Below are 14,994 nucleotides of genomic sequence, written 5' to 3'. Positions count from 1 at the left end.
GCTGCATCCGACGCATCTGTTGCGCGCTTAGCCAGAAATATCTCTTGTCTCTTTTGCTCATGACCAGCGTGAATCACTCAACACGCTGCCATTCAATAGAAATTTATAGGGATGGACCCTAGGGACCATGAAACTCCAGGTCGGGATTGGCCGCCATGACATCATGGAAGCCCGGCAGCACGTCCAGCGCCGGCTTGCCTCGCAGGATCACCTTGAAGCGGCCGGGCTCTGCCCGCGTCAGCCGGTCCAGCGCATCGAGCGAAAAACGGCAGCGCAGCATTCCGAACCACCCAATGACCAGAGGCCCCCCAGGCCGCGGGGCAGGGGTCAAGGTCGCAGGCATGGCTTCGGCGAAGGGCTTGTTCTCGACCAGCAGGGACGGAATCTTCGGCTGGCCGTAATCGTCCAGGTAGCGGGTCAGGAAGGCGGGCGACGACACGACCACAAGCGACGCGCGGCGCATCAGCGCCGCCTCGACCTTGCGGATGGCGCGGGACTTTGCGCCGGAACCCAGAACCATCGCGTGGATGTCCAGAAGCTCGTAGACGAGGCGCAACGGGCGGCGGCGCTGAAGCGCGGCCCCCAGCATCAGCATTTCAAGGTTGCGCGCCAAGACGACCTCGGGGCCATTGGGCGGGGGCACCAGCCGCGCAATCCTTGGCAGGGCAGCGGCGACCGCTGCAAGCCGCTGGACCATGCGGCCGTTCGCCGTGCGGCCGAGGACCATGGCAGGTTGGGGCAGGGGACCGTCGCCGCGGCGGAAGCCGGCCACACGGACCTGCGCGCCTCCGCGCGTCAGCATCTCGACCCTGCGCCAGCTCGAGGGGTCGTCCAGATCATGCGCCAGATAGGTTACAAGCACCTGCCCGCATCTCCTTGGTCAAAAAACTTACCACCGGCCCCCGGAACGAAAGGGGACGGCTGTCACCATTTGCACAGCTTTGTAACAGGCCGATCACCGTATTTCTTAACTTGTCGCGGAACAAAGGTCCACTGAAGGTCTGAGAACATGGTTACCGCCGCAGGGGCTGATGAAACAGGCATCAGTCTGCCCCTATTCCGGCAGGGGCACCGCCATCGGCATCATCCCTGATCCGCGCGCGCCTCCAGCAGGTATCTCACCTTGACAGCGTCGTGCGGCACCGCCGCCAGCCCAAGCCGCCGCATCAGCGCCATATGCTTGTCGCGGGCCGTCAGCCGCAGGATCGGCCAGATCCGGGCCGGGTTGCTCAGCGCCTGGACAGCCGCGTGGCGCAGGCCGCCGCGCGACTTCCAGTCGAGGAACAGGCGGTGGTGATACTTGTTGCGGGTCAACATCTCTTGCCGGGTCAACATCTCGCGAGCTTCGGGCGGAAGCGTCTCGGTGGCCAGGATCTGACGGGCAGCGCGCGAGTAATTCCCCAGATCCTCAGTCCGGTGATGCGCGCTGAGCGAATCACCCCGCTGGAAGGCCACATAGCCGCAGGAGCGGATCGTCAGGAACCGCGCCCCCTGCGCCATCAGCCTGACATAGAGGATGAAGTCCTCGCCAAGGCGCAGGCTCTTGTCGTATTGCAGACCGGTCCGCGCCAGCAGCGCACGCGAGATGACCGGCTTCAGAAGCCCGGTCTCGTTCCGGCCCATCCCGCCCGAGGGCAGGTTGCCGGCGATGAAGTCGGTCAGCGACAGCATCTGCGGATCGGCCGAGAACTGCGGCGGCGTCAGCGCGGCTGGATCATGGCGCAGGCGGTCGGGCACCAGCGCGATGTTGTCGGCTGCCAAGTCCCAGCCCTGATGGGCGAACAGCCGGCGGAAGCGCCCCGGCAGGAAGGCATCGTCCGAATCCAGGATCGCGATCCAGGGTGCGGCCGAGGCGCGGATGGCCAGGTTCCGCGCCTGGGCCGGGCCGACATTGTCGGTCAGCACCATGACCTGCAACCGGCCGCTGCCATCGTCCGCCGCACGCGCGATCGCGGCGGTGTCGTCGCCCGAGGCATCGTCCACGACCACGACCTCGGCCACCTCGGGTTCGGCCAGCGCTGACCTGATCGCCTGGGCGATCGTCCGGCGTGCATTGTGTGCCGGAATGATGACGGCGACTTTGTCCATGGTGGCCCCTTCGTAATCGCATGCATTTTGCGGGAGAACGCGGCTGTCCGCAAGCCGGCCCCGCCCATTAGCGCGCCCGTGCAACGATTTGCTGACAGAGCATGCGGGACTGGCCGCGAAGCGGGCAGCGGGTCAAGGAACCGGGGGCCGTCATGCGGGTTCGATGCCAAAGGAGACGCGTATGAAATCCCATGACGAGATCTGGAGCGAGTGGCAGGACCTGGTCAACATGACCCCGTCCGAGCTGCGCAAGTGGCTGGACACCGACGACAGCAAGGCCGTGGGCGACACCCAGGGAGAGGGCGAGAGCACCGGCCACAAGTCCGGTCGCCACATCCTGGAGATCAAGGACAAGAAGAAGGCCGACCTGAACGATGACGACTGGTCGCATATGTCCAAGGTGGTCGGCTATATCAAGCGGCACGCGGCGCAGGGCGGCCCCAAGGACGACAAGGAACACAGCAAGTGGCGGTATTCGCTGATGAACTGGGGGCATGACCCCCTGAAGTGACCTCAGGTCGGGGGCGTTCCCGCCCGGCGCTGGCGCGTCCGTTCCAGCCCCAGCCTGTGTTCGCGCCAGATGATCAGGATCCCCGCCGTGATGACCAGCATGGCGCCGATCAGGACGGGCAGGGTCACGCGTTCGTCGAAGATCCACCAGCCGATGATCACGGCGAGCAGCATCGAGACATAGTCGAAGGGCGCGATGATCGACGCATCGGCATGCCGATAGGAGGCGGTCAGCAGGATCTGTGCAAAGCCTCCCATCAGGCCCGCCATGACAAGCATCCCGCCCGTGCGCATGTCTGGCATCGTCCAGCCCCAGGGCAGGCTGGCCAGCCCGATGACCGACGACGTGACCGAGAACCAGAAGACGATCGCCGCCACCTGTTCGCCCTGCACCAGCTTGCGCACGAAGATCTGGGCCAACGCGGCGCAGAAGGCCCCGCCAAGCGCGATCGCCGCACCCCAGCCGCGCATCGTGCCCCCGCCCCCGACCTGCAGAAGCTGGGGGGACAGCACGGTCAGGACGCCGGTCAGCCCCAGCCCCACCATCCCAAGGCGGAAGGCGCGCACGTTCTCGCCCAGAAACAGCCCGGCCAGAACCACGACCAGCAGCGGCGAGGCATAGCCGATGGCCGTTACCTCGGGGAAGGTCAGAAGCGACAGCGCCCAGAAGTTCAGGACCATCGCGCCGGTGCCGAGCATGCCGCGCCACAGGTGGCCCATAGGCTGTCTGGTGCGCAGGCCGACGCCCAGTTCGCGGCGCCAGGCCAGCCACACGAATATGACCGGCAGCGCGAAGAACGACCTGAAGAAGACCTGTTGACCCGGCGGCACCGTCTCTGACGTGGCCTTGATCAGCGCGGCCATCAGGGTGAAGACCGCCACGCTGGTGCACTTCATGAAGATGCCCTTGAGAGGCGATGCAGCAGGGGACATGTCGCTTCCGGCAGAAATGATCGTTCCTCCTCCTTTGCACGCCATGCAACTGCTGCCAAGGGTAGTGCGGATCGACATCCCGTTGCTGTCCGTCCTGACCAATGCCAGGGGCAATGAGGGCGAGAGTTCCACCGTCGCCTCTTGCCAAGGACCGCGACTTCGCGACCCCCGACGGCGACGGGGGCCGGTGTGATTTCGGCAATGTGCGGGCGGGCCGAAAGCCATCATCAAGCGCGGCGGACGGCCGGCGGGATCAACACTCAGGCGCCACCCGGCGCCGGCCGCGCCCCGTCAGACGGCGACGGCATCAAGCTCGACCATGCGCCGCTCGGTCATCGACTGCTGCGCGGCCAGCCCCATCCGGACCGCCCATTTCCCGTCCTCGACCGACACCTCGGGCGCGGCACGCTCGCCCCGCACCAGCTCCAGGAAGCGCTGGTGCTGGTAGAAGGTCGAGCCGTTGTGGTCGCCCGCATCCAGCAGCGCCGGGTCGACCGGAATCTCGTGGACCTGCGGACCCTTGGGATGGCGGGGCGACACGACGACTTGCGCCACGGGCGGCTGTCCCAGCTCTCGGGGCCAGAAGCGGGTGGGGCCGGGGACCAGCGCCTCGATCTTGCCCTTGGGGCCGATGGCGGTGATCTCTTCCTGGTAACGCGCACCTTCGGCGAACATGCACAATTCCAGCATGGCGCGGACGCCGTTCGCGAATTCGACCGTGACATAGCCGTGGTCGAAGATGTCGGGAACCTCGTCCAGGTGCGTCTCGTCCAGGTGGTTCAGCGCCTGGCCCCCCATCGCCATGACCCGGACCGGGTCCGAGCCGATGGCAAGCCGCATCAGGTCGAAGAAATGGCAGCACTTCTCGACGAAGGTCCCGCCGGTGAAGCGGTTGAAGCGGTTCCAGTCGCCGACCTTCTGCAGGAATGGGAAGCGGTGTTCGCGGATCGTCAGCATGCGGATGCCGCCGGTTGCGGCCTCGGCCATCTGCAGCATCCGGGCGACCGGCGGCATATAGCGGTATTCCATCGCCACCCAGACCGGCGCGGGATAGGTCGCGGCAAGCGCATCGACCGCGGCCAGATCCTCGGGGCTCGTGAACAGCGGCTTTTCGACCAGCACCGGCAGCGGGCGGCGGGCGGCAATCGCCTGCAGCTGTTCGACATGGCGGAAGTTCGGACTGGCGATCAGCAGGCAGTCCAGATCCTCGTCCCCAAGCAGATCCTCGATGCTGTCGGCGAAACGCGCCTTCTGGGCGATGCGGGCGGCGCGGGCGCGCATGCCGGCATCGGGTTCGAAGATGGTGCCGATGGCCGTGCCGGGCAGCAGTGCGATGTTTCGCAGGTGTTCCTGGCCCATCATGCCGCAGCCGATGATCCCGTAGGTGATCGTGCGGGTCCGCGGCTGGCAAAGCGTGTGGGTGGTCATGGATGTCTCCTCAGATGAGGCGCTGCACATAGAGCGCCTTTTCGGTGTCGTACCAGGTGCGGGAAAACTCGACCGCGGCGACCGGCTGGCTCCAGGACAGCCGCTGGACATAGGCGGTGGTGCTGCCGGGTTGCAGCGGAAATTCGGGCGGCGACCAGTCGGGGACACGGCCCAGCCCCACGCGATCCTCGGCCCGCGTGATCCACAGCTTCAGCGCCCGCTTATAGGTCAGGTAGAGCGAATCCTGCACCAGGTCGCGCGGAACGCGCCCGGCACCGCCGTCCAGCCAGATCTCCTCGACCGCGATGACCACGTCATCCAGGAACCGCAGGCGGCGAAAGCGTGTCCCGTGATCCGAGGTGCCATAGGCCGGCTGTCGGTCGTCCTTGGCCAGGAAATCCACCGACAGGATGCGCGCGTTGGGCAGGCCGCCGCCGCCTTGGGCATGTTCCAACCGGAACATGGAATAGACCGACCGAGCCGTCCCGCCCGCGCGGATATAGTTGCCCGAGCCCTGCCGCCGGTCCAGCAGCCCCTGCTGTTCCAGTTCGGCCAGCGCCTTGCGCAGCGTACGGACAGTGGTGCCATGCGCCTCGGCCATCTGGCGTTCGGGCGGCAGCTTCTGGCCATCGACCAGGCGCCCCGCGGCGATGTCGCGAATCATCATCTCGCTGATCTGCAGATGGATCGGCAGCGCGTCTGACCGCTGCACCACCGATGATTCCGAGGCCGTCACGATCTCTCCGAAAAAAATTGATGCACCATTGATCTACATCAAGGACGACGCTAACAAAAGGGAAATCAGCGGCCGATTCAGAGGAGGAGCCCATGACCGTCGTACCCGTGACCTCGGCCGATCTGGACCAGGTCGAGGTGGCCTGGTTCTCGGCCCTTTGCTCGGATGATTTCCGCCACCTGGGCGTGCCGGAAGGCGATCTGCGGTCGTCCTGGGCGCACTGCAGCGACATCGTGAAGACGGTAGAGGCGCAGGGCTTCGGCAACATCCTCTGCCCATCGTCCTATCAGGTGGGGCAGGATACGCTGTCCTTCGTGGCGGGCTGTGCGCCGATCACCGACCGCATCAATCTGCTGGCCGCCGTCCGCTGCGGAGAGATGCAGCCGATCATGCTGGCCCGGACCATCGCGACGCTGGACCACATGCTGGAGGGGCGCCTGACGGTCAACATCATCAGCAGCGACTTTCCGGGCCAGAAGGAACCCAGCCCGTTCCGCTATCAGCGAAGCCGCGAAGTGGTCGAGATCCTCAAGCAGGCCTGGACGCAGGACAGGATCGACTATCACGGCCAGGTCTATGACTTCAGCGACCTGACGACAGACCCGGCGCGGCCCTATCAGACGAACGGCCCGATGCTCTATTTCGGGGGCTACTCGCCGGATGCGCTGGACCTCTGCGGGCAGCACTGCGATGTGTACCTGATGTGGCCCGAAAAGACCGAGGACATCGCCGACCGGATGAAGGCCGCCCACGCCGCGGCCGAAAAGCATGGCCGGACGCTGGATTACGGCTTCCGCGCCCATGTCATCGTCCGCGACACCGAGGCCGAGGCCCGCGAATACGCCCGCGAACTGGTCAGCCAACTGGACGACGACCAGGGGCGCCTGATCCGCGAACGGGCGCTGGACGCCGGATCGCTCGGCGTCAGCCGGCAGGCGAGGAACCGCGAACTGGCGGACCTGGAAGGCTATATCGAGCCGAACCTGTGGACTGGTGTCGGCCGGGCGCGTTCGGGATGCGGCGCGGCCATCGTCGGTTCGACCGATCAGGTGCTGTCGAAGCTCGAGGAGCTGCAGCGCATGGGCGTGCGTGCCTTCATCCTGTCGGGCTATCCCCATATCGAGGAGGCCGAACATTTCGGCAGCCGCGTCCTGCCGCAGATGAAGACCTGCCAGTTGAACAGGGTGTGGGGCAGGGTGCCCGACACGACCCCCGCAACGCCCCTGGGCACCGGCGAAAGGCGCTGAACATGGACCGCGTGAACCTGACCGAAGACCTGTCCCTGTCGCGCCTTGTCTATGGCATGTGGCGGATCGGCGACGACGCCGACACCAGCCCCGCCCATGTTCAGGCCAAGGTCGAGGCCTGCCTGAACCAGGGCATCACCACGATGGATCAGGCCGACATCTATGGCGACTATACCGCCGAAGCGATCCTGGGCGCGGCGCTGCGCCAGGCCCCCGGCCTGCGCGACCGGCTGGAGATCGTCACCAAGTGCGACATCGTCGCGCCGATCGGCAAGCACGCGGACGTGGCCTGCAAGCATTACGACACTTCGGCGGGTCACATCCGCGCCTCGGTCGAGAACTCGCTGCGCGACATGGGCATCGACCGGATCGACCTGCTGCTGGTCCACCGCCCCGACCCGCTGATGGACGCGGATGAGACCGGCGGCACGTTGGATGCGCTGGTGACCGAGGGGAAGGTGCGCGCGGTCGGCGTGTCGAACTTTCGCCCTTGGGACGTGGAACTGCTGCAGTCGGGGATGCAGACGCCGCTGGTCACCAACCAGATCGAGATCTCGTTGGCCGCGCCTGCGCCCTTCACGAACGGCGACCTGGCCTTCCACCAGCGCCGCCGCGACCCGGTCATGGCCTGGTCGCCCCTGGGGGGCGGGCGGCTGATGACGGACCACGGCAGGCTGGGCAAGCTGATGGACGAGATAGCGGAGGGCTTCGGCACCGACCGTTCGGCCGTGGCGGTCGCGTTCCTGCTGCGCCACCCGGCCCGAATCCTGCCGGTGCTGGGCACGAATTCGCTTGCGCGGATCGCCAGGATCGCCGAGGCGCAGAGTGTGACGCTGTCGCGCGTGCAGTGGTTCCAGCTTTACGAAGCCGCCACTGGCCAGGAGGTGCCATGACCCGAAGCGACGAGGCCCGCAGCTTTGTCCCCGACCCCGAGAACGGGCGGCTGTTGCGCGATGCCTTCGGGCGGTTCGCCACCGGCGTGACCGTCGTGACCGCCGCCAGCCCCGAGGGCTGCGTCGCGATCACGGCCAACAGCTTTTCGTCGCTGTCGATGGACCCGCCGCTGGTGCTGTGGTCGCCCTCGCTGCACAGCGCGCGCTATCCCGCATTCGCGCAGGCCGAACACTATGCGATCCACGTCCTGGCGGCGGACCAGTCCGAACTGGCCTGGGCCGTGGCCCGCGACCGCAACGCGGTGTCATCGCGCGACCATGACGTGAACGCCGAAGGGGTGCCGGTGCTGAACCGGTGCCTGGCACGCTTCGACTGCCGCCAGCAGGCGATGCACGAGGCGGGCGATCACGTCATCGTCGTCGGCCGGGTGCTGCGGGCGACGATCAGCGACGGAGAGCCCTTGGCCTTCTTCGGCGGCAGGGTCGCGACTCTGGCCGTCAACTGAACAAGACGCCGCCTGCGGAGGAGCGGGCGGCGCAGCAGGGACCTTGGGAGGGGTATGAATGAGCCGCATGCTAGGCGTGGTCCGGCCGCTGTCCTGGATCAACGAGCGGGTGCTGAAGGCCGGCCGCGCCGTGGGCATCGTCGCCATCGCGATCATGGTCGCGGTAACGATCGTCCAAGTCGTCTTCCGCTATGCGCTGAACGGCGCGCTGGCCTGGCCTGACGAGGCCGCGCGTTTCTGCATGCTGTGGATGACCGGCCTGATGGCGCCCACCGCCTTCCGCCGCAGCGGCTTCGTCGCCATCGACGTGCTGCCAGCGATGCTGCCGCGGATGCCGGCGCTGCTGCTGAACCTGATCTTGCTGGCGGTTTCGCTGCTGGTGCTGGTCTTCGCCCTGCAGATCGGCTGGCGCGAGGTGACGGGTCTTGGCGGTCGCTTCGCCAGCGCATCGCTGTTCCTGCCTGTCAGCTGGGACATGACGGAATGGTACCGGGTCCCGCGGTCCTGGATGATGGCCTCGATCCCCGTCGGTCTGGTCCTGATGATCAGCGTCTGCGTCGAGCTGATCCTGCGCAACCTGGCCGACCTGTTCGGCGCGCGTGGCCTGCCGCCGATCCCGATGGGCGATGGCATGGATACCGGCATCCGGGGGGTCGACTGATGCTGATCTGGTTCATGCCGCTGTTCCTGGTCTTTCTGCTGGTCGGGCTGCCGGTCTTTTTCGGGATGCTGGCCGCACCTGGGATCATCCTGTGGCTGAACGGCCAGGAACGCGATCTGACGCTGCTTTACCGCAACCTCTACAACGGGATGGACAGCTTCCCGCTGATGGCCATCCCCTTCTTCATGCTGGCCGGAGAGGTGATGAACCGCGGCGGCATCACCACCCGCCTGGTCGAATTCGCTCAGGCCCTGATGGGCCATTTCCGCGGCGGGCTGGCGCATGTGAACGTGCTGTCGTCGATGCTGTTCGCGGGGCTCTCGGGATCGGCCGTGGCCGATACCAGCGCACTGGGCTCGATGCTGATCCCGGCGATGGAGAAGCAGGGCTATACGCGCCGCTTCGCTGCTGCCATCACCGCCGCCAGTTCGGTCATCGGTCCGATCATCCCCCCATCGGGCATCATGATCATCTATGCCTATGTAATGGGCGAAAGCGTCGCGGCGCTGTTCCTGGCCGGGCTGGTGCCGGGCGTGCTGGTGGGCCTTGGCCTGATGCTGGTCATCAAGCTGATGGCGGACCGCTATGACTTCCCCGTTGCCTCGGCCCGCTACAGCTGGCCCGACCGTGGACGCGCCAGCCTCAAGGCGTTCTTCCCGCTGATGACGCCGGTGATCATCCTGGGCGGCATCCTGGGCGGCGTCTTCACGCCGACCGAGGCCGCCGCCGTGTCCGTCGTCTATGCCCTGATCATCAGCCTCTTCGTCCTGCGGACGATGACGTTTTCGGAACTGCCCGACGTGCTGGGGCGGGCGGCGCTGACATCGGCGGTGGTCCTGCTGCTGGTCGGCGCGGCGATGTCGTTCAAGACCGTCGTGTCGCTGTCGCAGACGCCGCAGATGATGGCCGACTGGATCCTGACGCTGACGGCCGACCCGTTGCTTCTGCTGCTGCTGATCAACCTGCTGCTGTTCGTGGTGGGCATGTTCCTGGACGCAGGTCCGGCGATCATCATCCTGGCGCCGATCCTGGGACCGGTCTTCATCGGGATGGGCGTCGACAGCGTGCATTTCGCCATCATCATGTCGGTCAACCTGACGGTGGGGCTGGCGACGCCGCCGATGGGGTTGGTCCTTTTCGTGGCCTCCGCCGTTTCGGGCGAGAGGGTGACGACCATCGCCCGCGCCATCCTGCCGTTCCTGGCGGTCGAGGTCGCGGTGATCTTCCTGATCACCTATGTCCCGGCCATCTCCATGACCATTCCGCGCCTGACCGGCTTTGCCGACTGATACCCAAATGGAGGAGAAACCATGCTGAGAACAAGCCTGACACTGATGGCCACGCTGGCGCTGACCGCGACGCCGGTCCTGGCGCAGGACGCCGAATATACCCTGCGCGCCGTGGCCAATTCCAACGAGAACGACGAGGATTACGACGGCCTTCAGGTCTTCAAGTCTTATGTCGAGGCCGCCTCGAACGGCGCCATCGAGGTCGAGATCTACATGGGCACGCAGCTCTGCTCGAACGGGGCGGAATGTCTGCAGGGCGTGGCCGACGGCTCGATCGATGTCTACATCTCGACCTCGGACGGGGCGGCGGGGCTGTTTCCCTATGTCCAGGTGCTGGACCTGCCCTACATCATGGCCGACGACCGGGTGGCGGAACGCGTGCTGACCGGTGACTTCCCCCGCACCCTGCGCGACATGGCGCTGGAGGATTCGGGTGGCATGCTGCGGCTGATGACCATCGGCAATACCGGTGGCTGGCGCAACTTCGCCAACACCGAACGCCGCATCCAGACCCCCGCCGACATCGAAGGGCTGAAGATGCGCACGGTCGTGGCCGACCTGCCGCAGGAACTGGTGCGCGCGCTCGGCGCCTCGCCCACGCCAATCCCGTGGCCCGAGCTGTTCACCTCGCTGCAGACCAGCGTGGTCGAGGGAACGGCGAACGGCATCACCGACATCATGTCAATGCGCTTTCCCGAGGCCGGGCTTCAATACCTGACGCTGGACAACCACGCCTACATGGGCGCGATGTGGTGGATGTCGAACGAGACGTTCATGTCGCTGCCCGAGGATCTGCGCCGCGTCGTCGTCGACGGCTTTGCGCAGCTGCAGCAGGCGACCTTCGCTTCGCCCAAGCGCAAGTCCATCGCCGCCTACGAGGAGTTCGTGGAAGGCGGCGGCGACCTTTATGTGCCCTCGCCCGAGGAAAAGGCCGCCTTTGCCGAGGCGGCGGCCCCAGTCTATGACTGGTTCACCACCAATGTCGACGGCGGAGAGGAGATCCTCGCCACGTTCCGCGAGGCCGTCCAGCAGGCCGAGTCCGAACTGGCCGAGGAACGCAGCCGCGACATCCAGTAAGGGCCGCCACGCCTTTTCCATGCACGACCTGAAGGGGCCGTCCGGCCCCTTTTTCAATCCGCCCCAAGGAAACGTCGCCGATGCGCCTGACCGCCGCTCCGCACTTGACCAACCGCGCGCGCCTGCTGGCGCCCGGCCTCACGCTGGCCGTGACGGTGGCGATGGCCGCGCAATTCCTGTCCGGCCATTACGGCGTACCGGTCATGCTGATGGCGATTTTGCTGGGCATGCCGCTGCATTTCCTGGCCGAGGACGACCGCGCCGGTCCGGGGATCGAATTCGCGGCGCGTGGGCTTCTGCGCATCGGTGTGGCGCTTTTGGGGTTGCGGGTGTCGCTGGACATGGTGGCGCGGATCGGCTGGCCATTCGTGGCGCTGATCGCGCTGTCGATCGCGACGCTGATCCTGCTGTCGGTGGCGCTGGCGCGGTATCTGGGCCGAGACCGGGCCTTCGGTCTTCTGACCGGCGGCGCGGTGGCGATCTGCGGGGCATCGGCCGCGATGGCGATCTCGTCCGTCCTGCCGCCGCGCGACACGGCCGAGCGCGACCTGTCGTTCACCGTCATCACGGTGACGGCGCTGTCGACTGTGGCGATGATCCTCTACCCGGCGCTGACGGCGATGCTGGGGATGGACGCGCATGACAGCGGGCTGTTCCTGGGCGGGACCATCCATGACGTCGCGCAGGTGGTGGGCGCGGGCTACTCCGTGTCCGAGGAGACAGGCGACCTGGCCACCCTCGTCAAGCTGATCCGCGTGACGATGCTGGCCCCCGTCGTACTGATCGCGGCGCTGGTGCTGCGCCGCCGCAACCCTGGAGGTCAGCGTCCGCCGATCATGCCGGGCTTCGTGCTGGCTTTCCTGCTGCTGGCCGCGGCGAATTCCTTCCATGTCGTGCCGGTGAGCGTGACCGAGGCGGCGTCGGTGCTGTCGCGGGCGGTGCTGGTGGCGGCGGTGGCCGCGGTCGGCATGAAGACCTCGCTGGCGCGGCTGGCCGATGTCGGGCCGGCGGCGATCTTGATGCTGTTCGGGCAGACGGCGCTGCTGGCGGCGCTGGTGCTGCTGCCGGTCCTTCTGGAACTGGTCTGACGCGACCCTAGGGACGTAAAAGGACCCGCGACCGGGCGGTCGCGGGTCGATGCGTTCGAAGGCGCGTTTACTCGGCCATCGCCTCGACCGAGATGGCGACCTCGACCTCGTCCGACACGGCGGGGGCGAACATGGCCATGTTGAAATCGCTGCGCAGCAGCGTCGTGGTGGCGTCGAAGCCCAGCCACGGCTTGTTTTCCATCGGGTGTTCGCCCTGCTGGTTCAGGACCGTGTCCAGAACGACCTCCTTGGTGATGCCGTTCAGGGTCAGGTCGCCGGTGATCAGCGCGGTGTTGTCGCCGGTCACTTCGATCGAGGTCGAGGTGAAGGTCACCTCGGGGGCGGCTTCGGCGCCGAAGAAGTCGTCGGTTAGGAAATGCTCGTCCCGAGCCTCGTCGCCGGTCATCAGAGAGGTGACGGGGAAGGTCGCCTCGACCGAGGAGTTGGCCGGATTTTCGGCGTCGAAGCTGATGGTGCCGTCGATCCCGCTGAACATCCCGGTCGTGGTCGAGAAGCCCAGGTGGGTATAGTCGAACACGACCTGGCTGTGCGCCGTGTCGAAGCTGTAGGTTTGCGGTTCGGCCAGGGCGGCACCCGCGGTCACGGCGAAGGCGGCGGCGGTCAGGGCGGTGGTCTTGATCATGGGAAAGCTCTCCGTTTCTTGCCCGTGCACCATCACGGGGCGTTTCGATTCAGGCAATTGGTGATGGGCGAACAGCCGGTGTCAGCCTGCGCACAATCACGTTCCCGCGCGCTGCGCGGTCAGGGCGACGTCCAGATCGACCGTGAAGCCCACTGTAGATTCGTCGTCATAGCCCTGGCCGACCTGCCAGTTCCGGCGATCCAAGGCGGCCCGGCCGCGCATCTGCGCCACGCCGTCGCGGATTTCCAGATCGAAGACCAGGGTGACCGGCACGGTCAGGCCCTTCAGCGTCAGCGGACCTTCGGCGACATGTCGATCGCCCTCGGGGCGGATCGTGCCGTCGAAGACTGCGACCGGGTGCTGACTGACGTCGAAGAAATCGGCGCCCTTGGCCTGGTCGGTGACCGTCCCGATGGTCACGCTGTCCATGTTGATCTGCACCTTGACCCGGCCTTCGCCGCTGTCCGGATCGAACGTGATCGACGCGGTCCAATCGTCGAAGGCGCCCTGAACCTCGCTGCCCATCTGGCGCACGGTGAAGCCGAGGCTGCCCGCCGTGACCTGCCAGTCCGAGGCCGCCTGTTCCAGCCGGGTGGTCGCTTCACGCTCGGGCGGGCGGGTTGTCAGTGCATAGGCCGCGCCGGTGCCCAGCACCACGGCGGCGGCCAGTGCGGCGAGACGGTGGTGGCCGGCCCGGCGCCCTCCGGCGCGGGTGCCGTGCAGCATCCGCGACAGCACGCCATCCCGCTCCAGCAGCGCGTGCTTCAGCGCGCCTGCCACATGCAGCGCGATCGACGCGATCAGCAGCCAGGCGAAGATGTGGTGGACCGCTGCCATGGTCAGGGCCAGCGCCGGCGACTTCGGCACCAGCGGCAGGCCCTGCCCCAGGGGCCACAGGATCGGCGCGAAGCCGTCGGTCGCCGCATGCTCGATCCAGCCGGTCACGGGCACCAGCACCAGCGAGGCGTAGAGCAGCCAGTGAACGGTTTCGGCGATAAAAGTTTCGACCCGCCGTTCGGGATGGACCGGGACGGGGCGCGGCTGGCTCAGCGCCCAGAGGATGCGCAGGCTGGCCACAGTCAGCGCCGCGATGCCCAGGGTCTTGTGCCACGAGAACAGCTGGACCTTCAGCTCGATCTGCTCCAGCGGAATGCGGCTGGCCGCAAGGCCGAGGCCGATGTTGCCCAGGATGATCAGGCCGGTCAGCCAGTGGAAGGCGCGGGCGACGCGGCCATAGCTGTGGGTTGTGTTTTGGTACATGATGCCTCGGCCTCAGTGTATTGCCGCCGGTCTAGCGCAAAACCCGCCACTTGTGGATCGCCACGGGCGCACAGCCGCTGTGCATGACAACGGATGACAAAGGCCAATGAACGAGCGACGACTGGCGTCGACATATCGATGCATCGCCGAGCGCGCGCGCCGGGCCCGTCAGATACATGTCCCCCTTGGAAACCCCCGTCGAGGACGGGGCGCAGACAACCTACTGCGCCTCATGGTCGAAAACCGTCGCTCTGCTTTATGCCATCGGTTGTACGTCATCTCTGTGTGGATGCCCCCTTTGGTGCAAGGTGCTTTCGGACGGCTTGAGCATGTGATCAGATGCTTTCATGTGTCAGGCCTGAAGTTGCGGCGCTGATCATGGCTGCTGGCCGGTATGGCGATACGCGGAGCAGAGGCACGTCGAACTCTCGGGCGTACTGGCCTTTGAATCACCCCGTCTTGTTTGTCTCCGATCTTGCCGATCGATTGCGCTTGCTGTTCGTCCACCTCCTCACTGGACCTGTCGCGTATTTGTGCCGCTCCCAGTGCTTGTTTAGGCCACTTGGCGTTCGAAGTCCTAAGGGCTTTTGCCTCCCAAAGCTGAGTGCCGACGGCGCGGGTTATAGAATCCGTTG

The 14,994-nt window shown here is 66.3% G+C and carries 15 protein-coding genes; 8 read left to right on the top strand and 7 right to left on the bottom strand.

What is annotated here, in order from left to right; all coding sequences use genetic code 11:
- Positions 1-118 precede the first annotated feature (118 nt).
- Together OC184_RS17500 and OC184_RS17495 are read right to left on the bottom strand one after the other, a co-directional pair.
- The gene (locus OC184_RS17500) at positions 119-862 is read right to left on the bottom strand and encodes a glycosyltransferase (RefSeq protein ID WP_265508437.1); all 744 of its coding nucleotides are present in this window, start codon (positions 860-862) and stop codon (positions 119-121) included.
- Between the two features lie 221 nt (positions 863-1,083).
- Complete coding sequence (locus OC184_RS17495; RefSeq protein WP_265508436.1) at positions 1,084-2,088, bottom strand: glycosyltransferase family 2 protein; 1,005 nt, start codon at positions 2,086-2,088, stop codon at positions 1,084-1,086.
- 181 nt (positions 2,089-2,269) lie between these two features.
- On the opposite strand from OC184_RS17495, the gene OC184_RS17490 reads away from it, so the two are divergent.
- A complete protein-coding gene (locus tag OC184_RS17490; protein ID WP_265508434.1) occupies positions 2,270-2,599 on the top strand; it encodes a DUF3140 domain-containing protein in 330 nt (109 codons plus the stop codon).
- Positions 2,600-2,601: 2 nt separating this feature from the next.
- Here the strand turns inward: OC184_RS17490 and OC184_RS17485 are convergent, their stop codons facing one another.
- From OC184_RS17485 to OC184_RS17475, 3 genes are all read right to left on the bottom strand, one after another.
- Entirely contained in the window at positions 2,602-3,495 is an 894-nt protein-coding gene (locus OC184_RS17485) for a DMT family transporter (protein ID WP_265508433.1), read from the bottom strand.
- A gap of 327 nt (positions 3,496-3,822) precedes the next feature.
- Complete coding sequence (locus OC184_RS17480) at positions 3,823-4,959, bottom strand: Gfo/Idh/MocA family protein (RefSeq protein ID WP_265508431.1); 1,137 nt, start codon at positions 4,957-4,959, stop codon at positions 3,823-3,825.
- Positions 4,960-4,969: 10 nt separating this feature from the next.
- Positions 4,970-5,626 (bottom strand): GntR family transcriptional regulator, encoded by a 657-nt coding sequence (locus tag OC184_RS17475; protein WP_265508439.1) that lies wholly within the window; start codon positions 5,624-5,626, stop codon positions 4,970-4,972.
- Between the two features lie 161 nt (positions 5,627-5,787).
- Between OC184_RS17475 and OC184_RS17470 the strand changes: the two genes are divergently transcribed.
- The 7 genes from OC184_RS17470 (at position 5,788) to OC184_RS17440 (ending at position 12,456) form a co-directional block, all read left to right on the top strand.
- The gene (locus OC184_RS17470; RefSeq protein WP_265508430.1) at positions 5,788-6,942 is read left to right on the top strand and encodes an LLM class flavin-dependent oxidoreductase; all 1,155 of its coding nucleotides are present in this window, start codon (positions 5,788-5,790) and stop codon (positions 6,940-6,942) included.
- Positions 6,943-6,944: 2 nt separating this feature from the next.
- Complete coding sequence (locus tag OC184_RS17465; RefSeq protein ID WP_265508429.1) at positions 6,945-7,835, top strand: aldo/keto reductase; 891 nt, start codon at positions 6,945-6,947, stop codon at positions 7,833-7,835.
- Positions 7,832-8,341 (top strand): flavin reductase family protein, encoded by a 510-nt coding sequence (locus OC184_RS17460; protein ID WP_265508428.1) that lies wholly within the window; start codon positions 7,832-7,834, stop codon positions 8,339-8,341. Before OC184_RS17465 ends, OC184_RS17460 begins: the two co-directional genes overlap by 4 nt.
- A gap of 58 nt (positions 8,342-8,399) precedes the next feature.
- Positions 8,400-9,002 carry a TRAP transporter small permease gene (locus OC184_RS17455; RefSeq protein WP_265508427.1) on the top strand — a complete coding sequence of 201 codons (603 nt, stop codon included), beginning with the start codon at positions 8,400-8,402 and terminating at the stop codon, positions 9,000-9,002.
- On the top strand, positions 9,002-10,291 hold the full coding sequence (locus OC184_RS17450; protein WP_265508426.1) for a TRAP transporter large permease: 1,290 nt from the start codon (positions 9,002-9,004) through the stop codon (positions 10,289-10,291). The genes OC184_RS17455 and OC184_RS17450 overlap by 1 nt, the downstream gene beginning before the upstream one ends.
- A 21-nt stretch (positions 10,292-10,312) precedes the next feature.
- A complete protein-coding gene (gene dctP / locus OC184_RS17445; RefSeq protein WP_265508425.1) occupies positions 10,313-11,368 on the top strand; it encodes a TRAP transporter substrate-binding protein DctP in 1,056 nt (351 codons plus the stop codon).
- Positions 11,369-11,448: 80 nt separating this feature from the next.
- Positions 11,449-12,456, top strand: a complete 1,008-nt coding sequence (locus tag OC184_RS17440; protein WP_265508424.1) for a YeiH family protein — start codon at positions 11,449-11,451, stop codon at positions 12,454-12,456.
- Between the two features lie 67 nt (positions 12,457-12,523).
- Here the strand turns inward: OC184_RS17440 and OC184_RS17435 are convergent, their stop codons facing one another.
- The gene (locus OC184_RS17435) at positions 12,524-13,099 is read right to left on the bottom strand and encodes a YceI family protein (RefSeq protein ID WP_265508423.1); all 576 of its coding nucleotides are present in this window, start codon (positions 13,097-13,099) and stop codon (positions 12,524-12,526) included.
- Between the two features lie 96 nt (positions 13,100-13,195).
- Positions 13,196-14,359: a cytochrome b/b6 domain-containing protein gene (locus tag OC184_RS17430; protein WP_322630225.1), complete on the bottom strand. Its 1,164-nt coding sequence runs from the start codon at positions 14,357-14,359 to the stop codon at positions 13,196-13,198.
- Between the last annotated feature and the right edge of the window lie 635 nt (positions 14,360-14,994).

Origin of the sequence: Paracoccus rhizosphaerae, assembly GCF_026162645.1 — a bacterium.
GTDB classification, from domain to species: domain Bacteria; phylum Pseudomonadota; class Alphaproteobacteria; order Rhodobacterales; family Rhodobacteraceae; genus Paracoccus; species Paracoccus rhizosphaerae.
Note: the sequence above shows the minus strand (reverse complement) of the source record. Positions and strands in the feature narration are given on the sequence as shown.